17 protein-coding genes are annotated in these 18,093 nt (G+C 68.1%); 5 read left to right on the top strand and 12 right to left on the bottom strand.

The window, feature by feature from the left end:
• The first annotated feature begins 2 nt into the window (after positions 1 to 2).
• Positions 3 to 1,025, top strand: a complete 1,023-nt coding sequence (locus G3I17_RS08240; RefSeq protein WP_164595338.1) for a zinc-dependent alcohol dehydrogenase family protein — start codon at positions 3 to 5, stop codon at positions 1,023 to 1,025.
• 41 nt (positions 1,026 to 1,066) lie between these two features.
• On the opposite strand, the gene G3I17_RS08235 is transcribed toward G3I17_RS08240, so the two are convergent.
• Positions 1,067 to 2,296 carry a helix-turn-helix domain-containing protein gene (locus G3I17_RS08235; protein ID WP_164595337.1) on the bottom strand — a complete coding sequence of 410 codons (1,230 nt, stop codon included), beginning with the start codon at positions 2,294 to 2,296 and terminating at the stop codon, positions 1,067 to 1,069.
• Positions 2,297 to 2,458: 162 nt separating this feature from the next.
• On the opposite strand from G3I17_RS08235, the gene G3I17_RS08230 reads away from it, so the two are divergent.
• From G3I17_RS08230 to G3I17_RS08220, 3 genes are read left to right on the top strand one after another with little or no spacing between them, the layout of a single operon-like run.
• Complete coding sequence (locus G3I17_RS08230) at positions 2,459 to 3,640, top strand: DegT/DnrJ/EryC1/StrS family aminotransferase (protein ID WP_164595336.1); 1,182 nt, start codon at positions 2,459 to 2,461, stop codon at positions 3,638 to 3,640.
• Positions 3,633 to 4,379: a hypothetical protein gene (locus tag G3I17_RS08225; protein WP_164595335.1), complete on the top strand. Its 747-nt coding sequence runs from the start codon at positions 3,633 to 3,635 to the stop codon at positions 4,377 to 4,379. Before G3I17_RS08230 ends, G3I17_RS08225 begins: the two co-directional genes overlap by 8 nt.
• Before the next feature lies 1 nt (position 4,380).
• Complete coding sequence (locus G3I17_RS08220) at positions 4,381 to 5,124, top strand: amidohydrolase family protein (protein ID WP_164595334.1); 744 nt, start codon at positions 4,381 to 4,383, stop codon at positions 5,122 to 5,124.
• On the opposite strand, the gene G3I17_RS08215 is transcribed toward G3I17_RS08220, so the two are convergent.
• Together G3I17_RS08215 and G3I17_RS08210 are read right to left on the bottom strand one after the other, a co-directional pair.
• The gene (locus G3I17_RS08215; RefSeq protein ID WP_164595333.1) at positions 5,099 to 6,043 is read right to left on the bottom strand and encodes a dihydrodipicolinate synthase family protein; all 945 of its coding nucleotides are present in this window, start codon (positions 6,041 to 6,043) and stop codon (positions 5,099 to 5,101) included. The two genes, G3I17_RS08220 and G3I17_RS08215, sit on opposite strands and share 26 nt — an antisense overlap.
• The gene (locus tag G3I17_RS08210) at positions 6,043 to 7,161 is read right to left on the bottom strand and encodes an enolase C-terminal domain-like protein (protein WP_343238238.1); all 1,119 of its coding nucleotides are present in this window, start codon (positions 7,159 to 7,161) and stop codon (positions 6,043 to 6,045) included. Before G3I17_RS08210 ends, G3I17_RS08215 begins: the two co-directional genes overlap by 1 nt.
• Before the next feature lie 101 nt (positions 7,162 to 7,262).
• Here G3I17_RS08210 and G3I17_RS08205 point away from each other — a divergent pair, with 101 nt between their 5' ends.
• A complete protein-coding gene (locus G3I17_RS08205) occupies positions 7,263 to 8,225 on the top strand; it encodes an LLM class flavin-dependent oxidoreductase (protein WP_164595332.1) in 963 nt (320 codons plus the stop codon).
• A 461-nt stretch (positions 8,226 to 8,686) separates the two neighbouring features.
• Here the strand turns inward: G3I17_RS08205 and G3I17_RS08200 are convergent, their stop codons facing one another.
• The 9 genes from G3I17_RS08200 to G3I17_RS08160 all read right to left on the bottom strand — a co-directional run bounded on the left by G3I17_RS08200 (position 8,687) and on the right by G3I17_RS08160 (position 17,998).
• On the bottom strand, positions 8,687 to 9,496 hold the full coding sequence (locus tag G3I17_RS08200) for a carbohydrate ABC transporter permease (protein WP_164595331.1): 810 nt from the start codon (positions 9,494 to 9,496) through the stop codon (positions 8,687 to 8,689).
• On the bottom strand, positions 9,496 to 10,311 hold the full coding sequence (locus G3I17_RS08195; protein WP_239062354.1) for a sugar ABC transporter permease: 816 nt from the start codon (positions 10,309 to 10,311) through the stop codon (positions 9,496 to 9,498). Before G3I17_RS08195 ends, G3I17_RS08200 begins: the two co-directional genes overlap by 1 nt.
• A gap of 200 nt (positions 10,312 to 10,511) precedes the next feature.
• The gene (locus G3I17_RS08190; RefSeq protein ID WP_164595329.1) at positions 10,512 to 11,777 is read right to left on the bottom strand and encodes a sugar ABC transporter substrate-binding protein; all 1,266 of its coding nucleotides are present in this window, start codon (positions 11,775 to 11,777) and stop codon (positions 10,512 to 10,514) included.
• Between the two features lie 99 nt (positions 11,778 to 11,876).
• Positions 11,877 to 13,883, bottom strand: coding sequence for a hypothetical protein (locus tag G3I17_RS08185; RefSeq protein ID WP_164595328.1), 2,007 nt, complete (start codon positions 13,881 to 13,883; stop codon positions 11,877 to 11,879).
• 175 nt (positions 13,884 to 14,058) lie between these two features.
• Positions 14,059 to 14,814, bottom strand: coding sequence for a hypothetical protein (locus tag G3I17_RS08180; protein WP_164595327.1), 756 nt, complete (start codon positions 14,812 to 14,814; stop codon positions 14,059 to 14,061).
• Complete coding sequence (locus G3I17_RS08175; protein WP_164595326.1) at positions 14,811 to 15,962, bottom strand: L-histidine N(alpha)-methyltransferase; 1,152 nt, start codon at positions 15,960 to 15,962, stop codon at positions 14,811 to 14,813. The genes G3I17_RS08180 and G3I17_RS08175 overlap by 4 nt, the downstream gene beginning before the upstream one ends.
• 99 nt (positions 15,963 to 16,061) lie before the next feature.
• Positions 16,062 to 16,262: a cold shock domain-containing protein gene (locus tag G3I17_RS08170; protein ID WP_164595325.1), complete on the bottom strand. Its 201-nt coding sequence runs from the start codon at positions 16,260 to 16,262 to the stop codon at positions 16,062 to 16,064.
• 165 nt (positions 16,263 to 16,427) lie between these two features.
• Entirely contained in the window at positions 16,428 to 16,607 is a 180-nt protein-coding gene (locus G3I17_RS08165; protein ID WP_164595324.1) for a hypothetical protein, read from the bottom strand.
• Positions 16,607 to 17,998: a PspC domain-containing protein gene (locus G3I17_RS08160; protein WP_164595323.1), complete on the bottom strand. Its 1,392-nt coding sequence runs from the start codon at positions 17,996 to 17,998 to the stop codon at positions 16,607 to 16,609. Before G3I17_RS08160 ends, G3I17_RS08165 begins: the two co-directional genes overlap by 1 nt.
• Between the last annotated feature and the right edge of the window lie 95 nt (positions 17,999 to 18,093).

Here is an 18,093-nt window from a genome sequence, read left to right as displayed (position 1 = left end):
CGATGCGCGCGATTGTGATCCGCCAGTACGGCGTACTGCCGGTGGTACAGGAGGTACCCGAGCCCGAGGTTGAGCCTGGCGGGGTGGTGTTGAAGGTCGAGGCGACCGGGCTGTGCCGCAGTGACTGGCATGGGTGGCAGGGGCACGATCCGGACATCGTGCTGCCGCATGTGCCGGGGCATGAGTTGGCCGGGACGATCGCCGCGATCGGCTCTGGGGTGGAGGGTTGGGCGGTTGGCGATCGCGCCACCTCGCCGTTCATCTGCGCTTGTGGGAGCTGTGAGCAGTGCCTGTCGGGCAATCAGCAGGTCTGCCCGAATCAGTTGCAGCCGGGGTTCAACTACTGGGGGTCGTTCGCGGAGTACGTCGCACTGCCGTTCGCTGCGGTGAATCTCGTGCGGCTGCCGGATTCGATGGACTTCGGTACTGCGGCTGGGCTGGGGTGCCGCTTTGCCACGTCGTTCCGGGCTGTCCGGCAGGTCGGTCGGGTGGTGGCCGGGGAGAACGTGGTGATCTTCGGGTGCGGCGGGGTCGGGTTGTCGGCGGTGATGATCGCCGCTGCTCTCGGCGCCCGGGTGATCGCCGTCGACACGAATCCGGCTGCGTTGGAGTTGGCGCGCTCGTACGGTGCTGCGGACGCGGTGGTGTCCTCGGAGACTGTCGTGCAGGAGTTGCTGGATCTCACGGGCGGCGGGGCGCAGGTCACGATGGATGCGCTGGGGTCAGCTGCCATCGTGCAGAGCGCATTGAACTCCTTGCGGCCGCGAGGGCGGCACGTGCAAGTGGGGTTGCTACCAGGCGGCGTCCAGCTCGACGTGGGCCGGCTGATCGGCCAGGAACTGGAGTGGCTGGGCAGCCACGGAATGCCGGCCCACGCCTACCCCGAGATGCTTTCGCTGGTTGCTAGTGGCAACTTGAGGCCCGCTGAGCTGATCACGCGGACCATCGGTCTGGAGGAAGTACCGGCCGCCCTCGCCGCCCTGAGCACCGGCACGCCAGCAGGCGTCACCGTCATCAAGCCCTGAGCGCGACCTCGGCAGCCCTCCGCCGCCCGCGATTTGGGCGGTTAGAGGCGGATTAGGTAGACCGTGGGGGGGCGGCCGGTTCGGCCGTGTTGTTGGCTGCCTATTGGGTCGGCTAGGCCGGCTCGTTCTAGGCGTTTGAGGACTCGGCGGGCGGTGCGGAGTTGGACTGCCAGGTGTTCGGCGACGTCTTGGGTGGTTAGGCCGTCGGGGAGGGTGGCTACCAGTTCGCGCATGCGGGAGAGGGTTTGGGTGTTGAGGCCGACCCGGCGGGCTAGCAGCGGTAGGGATTCTGGGCCGCGGTCGGGGGCCGGCTGGTCCTGGTCGCTGGACGGCTCGATCACGATCTCTACGTCGTCCGACATCGAGACGACACCGGCGACCGGGCCCATCGAGGCGGCTCGGCTGACGGCTCGTCTGGCCAGGGCTTCGGCTTCGGCGGCGGTGCGGCCTACTCCGAAGCCGACCCGGGCGGTGGCGTGACGGGCGGCCAGGGCGTCCAGGAGGGGCATCCGGCTGAACTGCTCGGTGGCTTGTTCGAGCAGGCCGCGGGTGGTGACGACCAGGTTCCGGCCGTCGGGCAGTACTGCGAGGCTGCCGCCCAGGGTGATCAGGTCGCGGGCCAGCGCGTCGTCGGGCTCGGGGAGCTCGATGATGCCGAGCGCGACCTGGGCGTCGCCGACATGCTGGCCGGTGGTGGTGAGCACGAGGGCCTGCAGGGTGGACTGGATCGAGTACCGCGAGGGCGCCAGGCGCACCGAGGGCATCTCGTTCTCCAGCAGGTGGAACGCCGAGCCGAGGCAGCTGATCGCGACCTTGGTGTCGTACTGCTCGTGGACGTTGCGGTGGAAGGCGACGATGTCGTCCGACGTAAGCCCGGCGCGGTACGGCAGGACCTGGATGTCGTCGGTGGGGAGCTTGGCCTCGATCAGCGTCTCGATCACCTCGCTGCGGCGCAGGGTGTCGATCGACAGCCGGGTGACGTCGTGGCCGAGCCGGAGCAGCTCGACGAGCGCGCGCAGCAAGGTGGCGCCGTCGTACGAGACGTACATCGCCGGGCGGTCGATCACGCCGGCCTCGGTGGCGATCGTGAACGGCACGACACCGGTGAAGAGGATCGCGTCGACCTGCTCACGGACCTGCTCGACCAGCTGGACGGCCTCTGTCTCGTGCCGGTAGGGCAACGGGACGAGGGTCGCCGGGTTGTTCGAGGTACCGACGGCGAGGACGCGCTGGACCAGGTCCTCCGGGCCGATGATCCCGACGCTGATCACTGCTCTGCGCTCCTCAATGGACCCGTGAAAAGTCTGCTCCGGCCCTCGAAGCGGCACAATAGCGCACTGCTTGCACGCTGCGAGGCACCCTTGACGCCATCTGACGCTGTCTCCTAGGTTTCGGTCAAGACCTAAATTGCTGCAGATTTCGGGGAGCCGCTCATGTCCGGAGCGCCAGTACGCCGTACGCCGTTGCCCGGGGTGCTCGTACCGGCCGGGCGGACCATCGGCGCCGAGGAGCGAGCCGCCGTCTTGCGGGTGCTCGATTCGGCGGTGCTGTGCAGCACTTTCGGCGGCGAGGCGCGGGCGCTGGAAGCCGAGATGGAGTCGCTCTACGGGCGTACCGCGGTGGCGTGCAGCTCTGGCACCGCGGCGTTGCACCTCGCGGTCGCGGCGGTGGGGTTCGACCCGGGCGACGAGGTGATCACGACGCCGATCTCCGATTTCGGCACGGTCGCACCGATCCTGGCGCAGAACGGCGTACCGGTGTTCGCCGATGTCGATCCGTTGACGGGGAACCTGGATCCGGCGGCGGTCGAGGCGGCGATCACCTCGCGGACCCGGGCGATCATCGCGGTGCATCTGTTCGGTGCGGCGGCGGACGTGGTCGCGTTGCGGGCCATCGCCGATCGGCACGGGTTGGTGCTGATCGAGGACTGCGCCCAGGCGTGGCTCGGGGCCACGACGGATGGTGAGTTGCTGGGGACGTTCGGCGACATCGCTTGCTTCAGCTTGCAGCAGTACAAGCACATCACCGCGGGGGACGGCGGGCTGGCGATCACTGCTGATCCGGACCTGGCTTCGCGGATGCGGCTCTTCATGGACAAGGGCTGGGATCGCTCGGGCGGCCGGGTGCACCTCATGCTCGGCCTGAACTACCGGATGACGGAGCTGGTGGCCGCGGTCGCCCGCGCTCAGCTCGGCAAGGTCGCCGAGGTGGTCAAGCGCCGGCGGGAGGCAGCCGCGCAGTTGATCGCGGCACTCGGGTCGGGAGAGGAGTTGGCGGGGGTCGCGTTGCCGTCGCTGGTTGGGCACGCCTTCTGGCTGTTCCCGCTGATCGTCGACGACAACCGTCCGTGGGCGGAGGGGCTGACTGCCGAGGGGGTGCCCGCGTCGGCCGGCTATCTGGATCGGCCGCTGTATGCGAACCCGGTCTTCAGCGGTCCTGTCTACGGCACGTCGCGCTATCCACTCGAAGGCCGGGAGTATCCGGTGGGCTTGTGCCCGAACGCCGAGCAGCTGATCGACCGCACCCTCGTCGTACTGCCCTGGAACGAGGCCTACACGGAGTCCGACGTCGACGACATCGCTCGAGCGATCCGGAAGGTGCACGCCGGTGGCTGACTGGCTGACCCGAACCCCTGAAGAAGACATCGAGTACGACGCGGACGTCTTCTTCGGCCCGTGGCCGGCCCGCTCCACCGACACCGACCTGGAAACCCTCAAGGCTCACCTGGCTCACCATCGGATCCAGAACGCCTTGGCCATCTCCACCCGGGGAGCCCTCTTCTCGGACCAGGCGGGCAACACGGAGACCCTGGCCGCGACCAGCTCGTCGCCTTCAGCCATCGGGTTGATTCCGGTGGGAACGGTGGATCTCCGGGACCCGATGGCCGCCGGTGAGCGGCTTGACGAGCTGGTGGAGCAAGGGGTTCGGTTTCTGCGATTGTTCACCGGGGCCCAAGGGGTGTTGGGGGACACACCTGGCTACCGGCACGTCGTCGACGAGGCCATCCGGCGGAGGCTGGTGTTGTTGCAGGACGGGGATCCGCGGAAGTTCGGGGACGTGCTGGCGGGCCGGGGCGCCGAGGTCGTCTTTCTGGATCTGCACGTCTATCTGCTGGGCGACTTCCTCCTGATGGCCAGGCAGGAGGCCGGGTTCAGGGCGACGACGCGGATGTTGTCGAGTCCGGACGGGATCGAGCGGGTGGTCGACACGGTCGGGGCGGAGCATCTGGTGTTCGGATCGCGGACGCCGTTCATGGACGTCTCGCCGCAGACGCTGCGGTTGCGGTACGCGCGGATCAGGGCCGAGGACCGGGTATTGATTGCCGGCGGCAACATCAAGAAGCTGGTCGGCTGAGATGCGGATCATCGATGTGCACGGGCACTGGGGGCCGTGGCCGTTTCACCTGGACGTAGGGAATGTCGCGCTCAATCTCGAGCTGATGGATCGGTACGGGATCGAGCGGCAGATCGTGTCGGCGGCCGAGGCGGTCGTGTACGACGCGGTGGCGGGGAACGCGAAGCTGGCCGAGGTACTGGTCGGGCAACCCAGGCTGCACGGCTATGCGGTGGTGAACGCCAACCGGCTGGAGCGTAGCGCCGAAGACCTCAGGGACTGTCTGAGCACGGGACGATTCGTCGGGGCCAAGATTCATACGACCTATCCAGGAGTGGGGATCGGGTCGCCGTTGATGGCGGACACGTTCGACATGCTGGACGAGGTCGGGGTGCCGCTGCTGTTGCATACCTGGGGGACGGACGTCGCGCTACTGCCGGCGATGCTGGCGAAGCGGCCCGGTCTCAAGGTGATCGCTGGGCATGCAGGGGGAGATGCCTGGCGGGAGGCGGCACACGCCGCGGTCGAGTGCGATCGGATCTATCTCGAGCACTGCCGCACGGTGACGGATGCCGGGCGGATCGGCTTCGCCCGCAGCGTCGGCGTACCGATGGCGCAGTTCTTGTTCGGGACCGACTCGACGTTGATCGATCCGTGCATCTCGCTCGGGGTCATCCGGGACGCGGGCTTCACCGAAGGAGAGCTCGAACAGGTGCTCTCCGGCAATGCGGACAGGTTGTTCAGAGGCTTTCCAGGCAACGGATGACCAGGTCGCGTTCGGACGACGGCAGCGAAGGGCCGTAGGGGTCGTGAGCGGCTTCCTCGGGGAGTAGGCCTTCCCAGACGGCGGCCCAGAGCATGCGCTGGATGTAGCCCTCGATGGGGTCGTAGAAGGTGGCCGCGGCGAAGCGGTCCAACCGCTCCGAGGCGCTCAAGAACTCAGCATGAGCTCCAGTGGTCCAAGCGCGGAGTACGGCGGCCGACAGCTCGACCTGGGCGGCGGCGATGCCGACCAGGGCCGTGTCGGCGCCCCACATCATCGACGGGCCGTACATCCGGTCCTCGCCGGTGATCAACAGCTTGCCGGTACTACGCCCCGCCCAGATCGCGTCCTGACACGAGACGGCGTCGTGCAGGGTGGCCGTCTTGACGCCGAGCATCTCCGGGAGCGACAGCAATTCCTGGATCAGCGACGGCGGGTACGGGTAGCCGCCGGCGCCGCCGTGGAGGTAGAAGCCGACCAGCGGCAGCCCGCTCTCGGCCGCTACCCGCCGGTGCAGCCGCACGGCGGCGGCATCTCCGTCAGGGAGGGAGCCGTAGGCGGCCAGTGGGTAGACCATCACCGCATCGGCCCCGAAGCCCGCTGCGTTGACAGCCATCGCCACTGTGGCGTCCTCGGCCTCCTGCAAGGTCGAGACAGGAGTACTGCGAGGCATCCCAACCCCAGCCACCAGAGGAGCCCTAGTAGCGGCCCGCCAGGTCGCCATGACCTTCCCGCGATCCGCCTCGCTCAGATAGAGCCCCCGGCCGGTGTGAGCCCACACAGCAACTCCACCGATGGACCCAGCCGCAATAGCCGAGGCATAGGCCTCCAGGGCGTCGTACGCGACGACGCCCGAGCTGTCCATCGGTGTGACGACAGCGGGGAGGAGCGTGCCGCGGAGTTGATCAACCAGGGGGTGCATCAGAGGTCGTGTCCCAGTCCCGGCCGGGTAGGCACTTCCACCCAGCCGTTGACGTCAGCGAAGGCCTTGGGGGCCAGCGGCTCTTCCCGGACGAGCAGCGGCCCGACGAGGTCAGCCGGGACTGTAGCGCCGGGCACAGCTGCCGCCAGATGCACTGCGGCCAGTGTCGCCACCCCCAGCTCGGGCATCGACCCCACCTTGACCGCCAGCCCGGCAGCCTCGGCCAGGTGTGCGATCTGGAGAGCGCGGTGCAGACCACCCACCTTGAGGATCTTGATGTTCAGTACGTCGGCAGCGCCGCGCCGCACGATCTCCATGGCGTCCTGCAGCGACTGCATGCTCTCGTCGACCATCAGTCGCAGGTCGAGCCGCTCCCGGAGCCGCACGAGCCCTGCCAGGTCCCAGCGCGGCAGTGGCTGCTCCACGAGCGCCAGACCCGCGTCGGCCATCTTGGAGAGCACCGGCAGTGCAGTAGCGGCGTCATATCCCTCGTTTGCGTCCAGACTCAGCTCTGCCCCCGGCGGAAGCGCGGCAAGCACGGCGCGCACCAGTTCGAGGTCGCGCGCAGGGTCCTCGCCGCCCTTGACCTTCAGGTGCCGGAAACCGCGCTCTGCGTACTCCGCAGCCTCCGCCGCCATCTCGTCCAGTGTGCCGAGCCCTACGACCCAGGCAGTCTCCACCCGGGAGCGGATGCTGCCGCCAAGCAGGACGTGGACCGGCCAGCCGCTCAAGAGGCCCGCCAGGTCGTGCAGGGCGATGTCGAGGCCCGACTTGGCTACATGCTGGCCGCGCAGCGCGGTGTCCATCACCAGGTGGGCGCCGGCCCGGTCGAGCGGGTCGTGGCCGATCAGCGCCGGGGCGAGGTGCTCCTCGATCGCCGTCCTGACGCCGGCCAGCGTCTCACCCGTGTACGCCGTCATCGGGGACGTCTCGCCGATGCCGATCACACCGTCGGTCGTCTCGACCTCCACCACCAGGCTGACGAGTTCGTTGCTCACGCCGCTGCTGATCCGGAACGGCCGCCGGTACGCCGCGCGCACCACCCGGGTCCGGATCTGCGCGATCGAGCCGGCGGCCATAGCGGCCGGCAAACCGATGGGCTGCGATGCGACACTCACGATTCTGCTCCTAGGGGGTCGCGCCACACGAAAAAAGGACTTACGGTCAAGACCGTAAATACCCCGGACGGTTGATGTCAATGGACGGAAAGGCGGCACTCATGCGGTTGGGCCTCTATCTGAACCTGTACGGCGACGAGGCGGATCGGCCGTCCCTGGAGGACGGCGTCGAGCAGGCCCGGCTGGCCGAACAGGCGGGTTTCGAGTGGGTAGTCCTCGGTGAACGGCACCTCCACCGACCTGGATACCACGAGATCCTGACCTCTTTGACCTGGCTGGCCGCCAAGACCGACCGGATCGGCATCGCCACCGCGGGTATCGTCGCCCCGCTCTACCAGCCCGTCGTACTGGCCGAGGCGCTCGCGCATCTCGACGTACTGTCGGGCGGGCGGCTCACCGCGGGCTTCGTGCTCGGCTACCGGCCGGAGGAGTTCGCCCTGTACGGCGTCACCCAGGCCGAGCGGGTCGCGCGGTTCGAGGAGTGCCTGGAGATCCTCACCCGGCTGTGGACCGAGGACGAGGTGACCTACGACGGCAAGTTCGCCAGTATCAGCGAGGCCTTCCTGTCGCCGAAGCCGGTGCAGAACCCGCGGCCCCGGCTCTGGAACGGCGGCCGCGTCTCCGCGATGCTCGAGCGCACCGCCCGGATGTGCGACGGCTGGACCACCTCGTTCAACGAGCTCGACTCCGACCTTCCGGGCAAGATGGCGGAGTACAGGTCGTACCCCAGGGGCGAAGGCACGCTCGGCGCCGAGGTGATCCTTTGCAGGGAAGGGTTCGCAGCGCCGACCTCACAGGATGCCCGCAAGGCACTCGAGGAGCCGCTGCGCGATCTGTACGACGCCTACGCCGGCTGGAAGCGCACGTCGGCCGACGCCTCGCGTTACACCCAGGGCTGGGACGACATCGCCGACCGCAGCGTGATCGGCTCACCGGCCGAGTGTGCCGAGCGGATCCAGCACTACGAGGAGTTGGGTGCCGACGGCATCATTCTCCGGATCCAGCCGCCGGGCATGTCGCAAGCCGATGCGCTGAAGGCGATCGAGGCCTTCGGCAACCTCTAGTGTCCTGCGTCGGAAGTTCGCCGCGTAAGTCTCAATGGTTGTAGGCCTGGTACTACGGCCGCAGGTGTCGGGTGGCGGGCCTGCGCTGCCATCACACATCAACTTGCCGTTCTTGCTCGGGAGCGCGACTACGCACGCTCAGCCGCAGGCGACCAGTCGAGGTTGGTGGGTGGTGGCGGTCCGGACCGCGATCACCCACGGCTGCACAGCAGACCTCGCGAACTCCCGCTGTCGCACCATGCGAGCCCCGGGTACGCGTTGACCGGTGGCCGGGTCGATCTACGGGGAAACCAACTTGCTCCAGGTGCAAGTTAGTTTCCACCAGAACGCCTTCCCTGCAAGAGATCTCGCCCCACCCGGACGGGAACGACGTGCGCCACACCCACCCCACCAAACACCCCACGGACAGGTCCGAAGAGCCACTTATGCAGCGAATTTCAGACGCAGGACACTAGTGCCTCTCAGGCTTTGAGGCCCGTCATCGCGATGCTGTCGGTCAGGTAGCGCTGCAGCAGGCCGAAGACGAGCAGACTCGGGACGACGGTGATGGTCGCGCCGGCCATCACCTGGTTGATCGGGACCGCCTCGCTCTGCAGGGTGGCGAGGCCGACCGTCAGCGTCTGCATCTGCGCCGACTGGCCGATCACCAGCGGCCAGAGGAAGTCGTTCCAGTGCCAGAGGAAGACGAAGATGCCGAGCGTCGCCAGGGCCGGCCGGACCAGCGGCAGCACGATCGTGGTGAACGTCCGCCACTCCGAGGCGCCGTCGATCTCGGCCGCCTCGAACAGCTCGTCCGGGAGTTGGCTGATGAACTGGCGCATCAGGAAGACCGCCTGCGAGTTCGCCAGCGTCGGCACGATCAGGCCCCAGTAGCCGTCCACCCAGCCGAGCTTCGCGACCAGGATGTACGACGGGATCAGGGTCGCCTGGAACGGCACCATCAGCGTCGCCAGGAAGGCCCAGAAGATCAGCTCGCGGCCCGGGAACCGCTTCTTCGCGAAGGCGTAACCGGCCATCGCGGAGAACAGCAGGACGAAGAACACCGAGACGAGCGAGTAGATCAGCGAGTTGATCGTCCAGCGCGGGATGTCCGAGCTGGACAGCACGTTGGAGAAGTTCTGCCAGGTCCACCGGCTCGGGTCGAGCGCGCCGGGGAACGTCTGGCCACTCGGTGGCGCGAAGGCGACCAGCACCATCGCGGCGAACGGCACGATCGTCACGATCGCGGTCAGGACCAGCAGGGTCGGCACGGTCAGCCGGGCCGGCCGCATCAGTCGTCCCTCCCGACCAGCCGGCGCTGGATCAGCGAGACGACCAGCACGATCAGGAACAGCACCAGCCCGATCGCGCTCGCGTAGCCGAAGTCGAAGAACTTGAAGCCGGAGTCGTACAGGAAGTAGACGAGCGAGTAGCTGGCCCGGACCGGACCGCCGGCCGTCATCACGTACATCGCGTCGAAGACCTGGAACGCGCCGATCGTCTCGATCACCAGCACGAAGAACAAGATCGGCCGCAACTGCGGAAGCGTGATGTAGCGGAACCGCTGCCAACGGCCCGCGCCGTCGATCATCGCCGCTTCCAGGTACGACTTCGGCACCGCCTGCAAGCCGGCCAGCAGGATCAGCATCGAGTAGCCGAAACCCTTCCACGCCGACGTCACCGCGATCGACGGAAGTACGGTCCCGGCCTTGCCGAGGAAGTCGTAAGGGCCGATGGACAGCAGTCCGAGCGCGCCGTTCAGCAGGCCGTCCTCGGCATTGTAGATCCACTTCCAGAGCACGGCCGCGAGCACGATGCTGGTCACGTACGGCAGGAAGAAGACGCCCCGGAAGAAGCCGCGGCTCCAGACCACCTGGTGCAGCAGCAGCGCAGCACCGAGGGAGAGCAGGACGGTGAGCGGGACGAAGATCAGCGCGTAGGTAAGAGTGACGAGCAGGCTCTCGTGGAAGAGCTTGTCGCCGAGCAGGCGCGAGTAGTTGTCAACGGCAATGAACGACCACTGGCCGTTGAGCCGGTAGTCGGTCAGTGAGAGCAGGAAAGCACCGACCACCGGGACGAACCGGAAGACCACGAACAGCACCAGCATCGGGGCCACGAACAACAGGCCGGCCAGAGACCGCCGCGACAGACCCCTGCCATGCCGCGGCGATCGGTTCTGGTCCGATCCTCTTCGGGACCACGGCGACAGGCCCCGGCGCACCGCCCCTGCGGCCGGGCCTGTCGCCTGGTTCTGCGGGGATGCCGCGCGGCCTCCCTCCGTCATTGCCGCGCGACCTCCCCGCGAGCTCACCGCTGTCTCGACAGCAGGTCGTTCGCCTGCTTGGCAGCGTCATCCAGCGCCTGTTGAGGCGTCTTCTTGCCGGTCAGCGCGGCCTGCATCTCGACGGCGAGCAGCGCGTTCACCTGCCGGGCGGCCGGATTCGGCTCGCCGGGGAACGCGTACTGCAGGGCGTCGGCGAACTTGGCCGCCTCGGCGTCCTTGGCCGGTACCTTCGCGTCGGTCCGCGGCGACAGGAAGCCGGACGCGGTACCGAGGCTGACCACCTGCTTCGGCTCGATCATGAACGACAGGAACTTCTCCGCACCGGCGATGTTCTTCGACGCCGCGTTCACGCCGAGCCCGCCGGGCAGCCCGAAGCCGACCTGCTTCTTGCCCTTGAGCGGCAGGCCGATGACGACGTTGCCTGCACCCCAGGTGGTGGCGACCGTCTTGGCATCAGCCAGCGAGTTGGTGAAGCCCATCGCGACCTGCTGCTTGCCGAGCGCCGCGTCGGCGATCAGGTTGCTGTTGGTCAGCGCGCTCTTCGGGATCGCGCCCTCGTTGTACAAGTTGGTCAGGAAGGTCAGCGCCTCGACGCCGGGCGCCTCGTTGAAGACCGCCTTCTTACCGTCCTCGGAGAAGACCGAACCGCCGGCCTGCCACAGCAGCGGGTAGAAGTTGAGGTTCATCGTCGCGCTCGGCGAGGCCGAGTAGTCCAGGGTCGCGACACCGGCCGCCTTGAGCTTGGGCGCGGCCGCCTTGATCTCGTCCCAGGTCTGCGGCGGGGTGGTGATGCCGGCCTTGTCGAGCAGCGTCTTGTTGTAAATCGTCGTCGTCGCCGTGTGGTAGATCGGCGCGGCGTAGATCTTGCCGTCGACGGTCAGGGAACTGAGCGCGCCCGGCAGGAAGTTGCTCTTGACCGGATCCATCACCTTGTCGACCGGGGCCAGCGACCCGTTCTTCACGTACTGCGGGATCTGGTCGGGGTTCAGTACGACGATGTCCGGGCCCTTGCCGCCGGAGAAGGCGGTGGCGAGCTTCTGGTCGCGCTCGGTCCAGGGCTGCTGCTCGATCTTCAGGTCGGTACCGGAGTTGGCGGCCTCGAAGTCCTTCTCGATCTGGCTCCAGTACGCGGGACCTGTCTGGGGGTCGCCGATCACCGGGTACATCCAGACGGTGACGGTGCCTGATCCGGACGACGACGGCTCGTCCGAGTTGTTGCAGGCCGCGAGGGAGGCCGCCACGGCGAAGGCGGCGAGCGGCGCCAGGATGCGGCTGACACGTGTTTTCATCAGACCCCTTTTTGTCCAGAGACGAACCGGCGGATGACCGCCCGGACTAATTACGGTCCAGGCCGAAACTACTGGGAATGAATTTGGGCTGTCAACGATTTAGAAAATCCCGAAGAGCTGTGCCCCGGTTGTGACCAGTAGCTGGTTGTCACCGAAGACGGCGAGGCGGCGGTTGGGCTGGGTCAGCCAGACGGCTGGTGGGGTGCGTTGCCAGGGCTCGAGCCGGTAGAGCTTGGTGCCGTCGAGCCCGGCGTACAGGGCATCGCGGGTGGCGACGATATCGCCGCCGGCCCTGGTGGTGCCCAGGTCGAAGCGGCGTTTGAGCCGGCCGCGGAGGGTGTCGACGGCGAAGATCGTCTTGCCGGCCACGCCCCAGAGCAGCCCGTCCGGACCGATCGCCACCGAACTGACCGTGCCGGCGCCCGCGATCGGGGTCTCCCAGAGCTTGCGGGAGTGCCGGACGTCCCAGGCGAAGACAGTGCCCTCCGTCCGGGTCGGCGGAGTCGTGGCCAGACCGCCGGTGATCGACGTACCGCCGTAGATGGCGCCGTGGTCGGCGGCGAGGGCGAAGACGCTCTCGTCCTGGACGACGTTGCGGAAGGTCTGCGTCGTCTGAGTCTTGGGGTCATGGATCACCAGCGCGCCGCCGAGCCGGTCGCCCTCGGGGACGGTGCCGACAGCGATCTTGCCGTCCACCTCGGCGAGTGCGCGGGCCCGCATCTGCAGCTCTGGCTTGAGGTTGACGGCCAGCTTCGGGTTGTCCGGCGTACCGGGTGGTCCTGGTGAGTACTCCGGACTGCTCCACGGCTGCTTCGGGTCGTACGAGTAGAGGCGGGCCTCGGGATACGCGCCGATCCAGACCTTGCCGTCGGAGGCCTCCATCAGCGCCTCGACCTGGGAGAACCGATTGAAGACGGCCGCGCCGGTCGACGGGTTGACGAGCGAGACGCCGCCGTTGAGGAAGCCACCGGCGTACACGGTGTCCTTACCGCCGGCCACCGACAGGATGTCGATCGGCTCGCGCCGGACCGCCGACTGCAGGATCTCGGACTTGCCGGTCTGCGGGTTGTAGTGGAACAGCTCGCCGCGCCACAGCGTGCCGACGATGCTCTTGCCCGGGTAGTCGGGCAGACCGAGCTCGGCCCAGCCGATCGAGCGGGCGTTCTGGATCCGGCCGGTGAAGGTCAGGCCGGTGCCGGTCAGAGCTTTGGTCGCGGGGTCATAGCGCTTGAGCTCGCTCTTCTGGATCAGGTAGATCTCGCCGCTGTCACCGGACGGCGAGAGGTCGAGGCCGTGTGCGGCGGGGATCTCGTCGGTCCAGGCGCGGGTGGCCAGGTCGTAGACGAACAACGGGCCCGGGTACGCCGTCGCGATGCGCGCGTAGAGCTTGCCGTCCTGGGCGTTGAGATCGTTGACGGGGATCCCGATCGGGCTCGGAAGCCCAGGTGGGGCAGGGATCTCGGTCACGGTGCCGGTCACCGGATCGAGCTCGGCGAGATGCGCGTCGGGCAGCGATCCGGTGTAGATCTTGCCGCCTGCATAGCCGATGCTCTTGATGTACGGCTGGCCCGGGGTGATCTGGCCGTAGTCGCGCACGGCGCCGGTCGCGGCGTCGTACCGGAAGACCTTGCCGTTGGGGTAGGTGCCGCCGTACACGTTGCCCTGCTCATCGGTGGTCAGGTCCCAGAGGTAGCTTTCGCTCGCGATCGGGCGGCCGAGGTCCTCGACGGTGTTGCCGCTGCCCGGACGCCAGCGATACAGGTGGCCGTCAACGTAGGTGCCGACGTAAATCGTGCCGTCGGGGGCCGCCGTGACCGCGTAGCTGCCGTCGGCGCCGCCGAGTGGCGCCGAGATCAGACTGGCGCCGGTGGCCGGGTCGAGTGCGACCAGGTACGCCGGTTTGCCGGTGGACACGTTCCAGATGGCCGGCTTGCCGGCGTCGGGGCCGGGGGCGACCGTGCCGCCGATCAGCAGGACGTCGGAGAGCGGGATGCCCAGCGGTACTGCGGTGGGCGGTAGGGGCGGATGACCTGCTTCGGCCGTCGTCAGCGGAGCCAGGAGCAGGACCGCAAAAGCCGTTGTCAGAAGCGCACGCGCTGATCGCATCGGAGCTGCCTCCAGGGGCTCTGTCGTCGCTGACCCCACCCCACCACCCCGGTCAGGTCAGCGAATAACGGTCTTGTCCGAAAGTAGAGCCCGTGACTCTGGATGCGTCAAGCTCTCAGGTGCTGCCGCTTAGTGCAGGTTTTCGGTGGCGTTTTCGGCCCGGGCCGATAGCTGATCAGGGGTTGGGGAGGCGGCCGAGCAGCGTTTCTAGCATCTCGCGGGTGGCGGCGAAGTAGCTGTTCTCGCGGGTCAGCGCGCGGTGGAAGGCGGCCAGTTCCGCGGCGGAGATCGTGTTGGAGAAGGTGCTGATCTCGGTCAGGTCGAGGCGGCGGTTGAACAGGTGCACGGTGTCGCGCCAGCGATGCAGCAGGGTGACCAGTTCGGCATCACGGAGCCGGCCGAGCGCGCCCGAGACGAGTGCGAGGTCGACGGCCGAGACGACCAGCCGGGGGTAGACCTGGCGCTGCGTAGGTGTCCGCGGCGAGAACCGCTCGTCGGACAGCAGACGGGTGTTCTCCTGCAGTTCGTCGGCCACGGCCCGCAGTACGCCGGTACGCCGCTCTGCCTCCGCCGTGAGCCGCTCGACGAAGATACCGGTCAGTCCCGCCACCAGGGTGAGCGAGTTGACCGCTGGCTCCCACCGGCTGTTGTCCGGCCAGAAGAACCAGATCACGCCCAGCACGAACGCGACCGCCAGCAACCCGTAGCTGACCGAGGTGACAACCATCCGCCGGTACGCCGCCCACCGCAGGTCGCTGCGGGAGACGCGCAGCGCGCCGCCCAGCAGTCGCAGCCTGGCAAGGGCGCGCCACCGCGCCCGCCTCACCTGGCGGGCATCAGCAGCCGCCTCCACACCCCCGGTGCCGGACCCGCTGGTGGCGCCGGCTCGCGGCTTCGGCGGCTCGGCGCCCGTACCAGGGGTTGTTGTCACTGGGCCCAGATGTCGTCGGCGAGAAGGTTGGGGATCTCGGCGCCCTCGCCCGCCAGTAGGAGGAGGTCGAGGCCGAACGGGCTCGGGCGGCGGGTGTGGCGGAAGCCGGAGTGGGCGTGCTCGATCGCGGTGAGGCCGCACTCCGCGGTGAGCTTCTTCAGTCGCTCGGTGGAGAACTTGCGGGTGGTGTAGAGCAGGATCGTGTCGTCCGGCTTCAGCACCACCTCGGTGTGGTCGGGCAGGCCCATCGTCATCGTCTCGCTGGTGTTGTTCTGCCAGACGATCTTCACCCGCAGGGCGTCGTTGTTCTCGACCTCGCCGCGGTAGTCGATCAGCCCGTCCTCGATCCGCAGATCCGTGTTGTAGCGCAGCGCGCTGGTGACGAACTCGGCGAACGCGCGGGTCTGCTGGTACTCGTCGGCCGCCGCGTCCGCTGCTGCCTGGTCGAGGCTGCTGGTGCTCGCGACCTCGAGCAGCAGCCGGTCCTGCGGGCGCAGGATCCGGGTGATCATGCTGAGCAGTTCCCGGTCGCTCTCGAAGTTGGCCAGCGTGTTCCCGGTCAGTGTGAACAGGATCGGGTCGGCGCCGACCAGCCGGGCGAGCATCTCGCCCAGCTCTTTCATGTTGTCCGCGATCGAGAAGTCGAGCTGGACGGGCAGCACCTGCGCCATCGGGAAGCGGACGCCGCGGACCGGCTCCAGGGTGCCCATCCGGAGCATCTCGGAGCTCATGTCGACGGGGATGTAGTACATGTTCGGGTTCCGCCGGTACATGTCGGCGAGGATGGTCCGGTCCTTCACGCCGGTACCGACGCCGAGGCTGACGAAGTGGAAGCCGGTCTTGTCGGTGTGCGGCCGGACCTTGCGCCAGTGCCGCAGGAACGACTCCGCGCCGGCCTTCATCACCAGGTAAAACGGGTCGTTGGTCGCGTTCGCCCAGGCGATCGTCGGGCCGATCCCCCAGTAGGAGAAGCCCGAGGTGATCTGCTTGCCGTCGCCGGTCTCCGAGTGCGGCCCGCGCAGGTCGCCGGTCAAGGTGGCGAGCTTGTCGGTCTGGTCCTCGCCGACCAGGACCAGCGACCAGGCGAAGTCGTCGTCGGCGAGCGCCAGCTCGAGCCTCCGGATCACAGGCACCGGCTCGTCGGTCACGTGGTTACCCCTCCCAAGGTGAGAGGTCAGGTTACCGGTTGCCCACGCTCAGCGCAGGGTGAGGAAAGCACTGCCGCGCCGCCGGACCAGAACGTACCCTCAGAGCGTCTTCACCGCGTCGGCCTCGCGGCCCTTGGGGCCGTCCACGACCTCGAACTCGACCTGCTGGCCGTCCTCGAGCGTCTTGTACCCGTCGGTGACGATCTTGCTCCAGTGGACGAACACGTCGTCCTGGCCGTCAATGGCGAGGAAGCCGTAACCCTTGTCGGCGTTGAACCACTTCACGGTGCCGCGCACCATCACAACTCCTGTAGACCTTCAACGGAACCCGCTGACCGGGCCCCTCGGTGTTCGGCCACCGGTGAACCGGTTGATCGAACGGTCAACAAGACTAGCCCAGCGCCACCGGCACCAGGCCCGGGCCGGGGTAAACTGCGCCGAACCCCTGAGTGAATGTGAATGCCCTCAGCCGCGGTGGGAGGCGGCCAGGCCGATGATGCCGGCGGCGACCAGGAGGAGGGCAGCGGTGAGGCCTACGTCGTCGGTCTGGACGATGCCGTTGTCGTTGAGGATCCAGATCGTGGCGCCGCCGCTCAGGACGGTGCCGGCGATGACGCCGGGGACGTCCGGCTTGATCTTCCGCATCAGCGCACCACCCGGATACTGCCCAGTTTGAGATGAAGGTCCAGGGTGACGGACTGCGGTCCTGCCACGCCGTCGGCACCCAGATCGGTCAGCGACATCTTCGCATCGTGGCCGCCCTGGGTCTTGCCGAACGCGTCCACCTGGCCGGTATCGGTGACCAGGTTGCCGGTCACGTCGACGTTTGGCGGCAGCGTGACGACGACCTCACCGGCGCCGCCCTGGACGAACACCTTGGCGCCCGGCTTGAAGACGGCTTTGGACAGGTCGAGCTTCACCGAGCCGGCGTCGAACGTGTACGACGTGTTGGTCGCGTCGACCGAGTTCTGCGGGGTGGCGACGAAGTCCACCTCGGCGAAGTTGCGGGGGATGCTCGGGAAGACCGTGCTCGCCGCGATGGCGGCCGCGAGCAGGATACCGAGCGGTAGCAGGGCGAGGGTCTTGCCCAGGAACCCGCCGAGCAGCATGCCCAGGCCGAGCGTGGCCAGGCCGATCACCAGCATCGTGGTGGTCTGCGCGCCGGACACCCAGGCGATGGCGATCGCGGCACCCGTCAGCAGGACGACGGCGGGCTTCACCCCGCGGTACCCCTTCACCGGCGGGGCAGCAGCAGTCCGGGTGGCCGTCGCGGTGGTGGCCGGCGGCGGCTCGTCGACGTACAGGCCCAGCGGGTCGTCCTGGGTCCATACAGACTGGGCAGGCTCGGTCACCCGGTCCTGGGGGCGCTCGGAGGCCGAGGCCTGCGGGGGAGTCGGCGTGCCGGTCTGGGCAGGCCCGTACTGCGTGCCGGCGGGCTGGCCGGTCGGAGGCGTGTTGCCTGCACTCCACTGGGCGGCCTGCTCGGCCCACTGGCCACTGCCTTGGGCCCGCTGGATGTGCCGCTCGGCGTGGCGCTGGGCGCGCTCGGCGGTGCGCTGGGCCCGCTCCATGCTGCGCTGGCCCCACGGGACATTGCGATGACCCCAGTGGTCGCGGCCCTTGCGGCGGAAGAAGAACAGCCAGAGCAGTCCGAGCACCACCAGTGGCCCGGGGATCAGCTTGCCGAAGTCGAAGGAGGACATGATCGCGATCGCGGAGAACACGCAGACGCCGATCACCACCGGCCACAGCCACGGGTGATCGGGCCGGACCCGGTCACCGAGCAGACCCTGCGCGGCGGAGCGGTCGCTGCCCTCGTCGGGCATCAGCACCCAGGCGGCGCCATAGAAGATGATGCCGGGGCCGCTGACGACCAGAACGGCCATCACCACCCGGATCAGCACGGGGTCGACGTTCAGCGCGCGGCCCATCCCGCCGCAGACACCGGCGAGCATCCGGTCGGACCGGCTGCGACGCCAGCTCTGCACGTCCTTCAGCTGCTCGCGGTCGAATCCTCCGCTCGAGTTCTGCTCCATGACACTGATGGTGTCCTGCCCAGCGCGTCGGCACCATCGGGGATCCCCCTCGCTGACCCCGGACGTCACTGGGAGTCACTGCGTTGGCCGGGCCG

The organism is Streptomyces sp. SID13031 (genome assembly GCF_010548305.1).
In the GTDB taxonomy this organism is placed as follows: domain Bacteria; phylum Actinomycetota; class Actinomycetes; order Propionibacteriales; family Kribbellaceae; genus Kribbella.
Note: the sequence above shows the minus strand (reverse complement) of the source record. Positions and strands in the feature narration are given on the sequence as shown.

What these genes read in the sequence shown, in the direction of transcription:
- G3I17_RS08240 (WP_164595338.1), top strand. Translation starts at nt 3, where the DNA reads ATGCGCGCGATTGTGATCCGCCAGTACGGCGTACTGCCGGTGGTACAG.
- G3I17_RS08230 (WP_164595336.1), top strand. Translation starts at nt 2,459, where the DNA reads ATGTCCGGAGCGCCAGTACGCCGTACGCCGTTGCCCGGGGTGCTCGTA.
- G3I17_RS08220 (WP_164595334.1), top strand. Translation starts at nt 4,381, where the DNA reads ATGCGGATCATCGATGTGCACGGGCACTGGGGGCCGTGGCCGTTTCAC.
- G3I17_RS08215 (WP_164595333.1), bottom strand. Translation starts at nt 6,043, where the DNA reads ATGCACCCCCTGGTTGATCAACTCCGCGGCACGCTCCTCCCCGCTGTC.
- G3I17_RS08205 (WP_164595332.1), top strand. Translation starts at nt 7,263, where the DNA reads ATGCGGTTGGGCCTCTATCTGAACCTGTACGGCGACGAGGCGGATCGG.
- G3I17_RS08200 (WP_164595331.1), bottom strand. Translation starts at nt 9,496, where the DNA reads ATGCGGCCGGCCCGGCTGACCGTGCCGACCCTGCTGGTCCTGACCGCG.
- G3I17_RS08195 (WP_239062354.1), bottom strand. Translation starts at nt 10,311, where the DNA reads ATGCTGGTGCTGTTCGTGGTCTTCCGGTTCGTCCCGGTGGTCGGTGCT.
- G3I17_RS08190 (WP_164595329.1), bottom strand. Translation starts at nt 11,777, where the DNA reads ATGAAAACACGTGTCAGCCGCATCCTGGCGCCGCTCGCCGCCTTCGCC.
- G3I17_RS08185 (WP_164595328.1), bottom strand. Translation starts at nt 13,883, where the DNA reads ATGCGATCAGCGCGTGCGCTTCTGACAACGGCTTTTGCGGTCCTGCTC.
- G3I17_RS08170 (WP_164595325.1), bottom strand. Translation starts at nt 16,262, where the DNA reads ATGGTGCGCGGCACCGTGAAGTGGTTCAACGCCGACAAGGGTTACGGC.
- G3I17_RS08165 (WP_164595324.1), bottom strand. Translation starts at nt 16,607, where the DNA reads ATGCGGAAGATCAAGCCGGACGTCCCCGGCGTCATCGCCGGCACCGTC.
- G3I17_RS08160 (WP_164595323.1), bottom strand. Translation starts at nt 17,998, where the DNA reads ATGGAGCAGAACTCGAGCGGAGGATTCGACCGCGAGCAGCTGAAGGAC.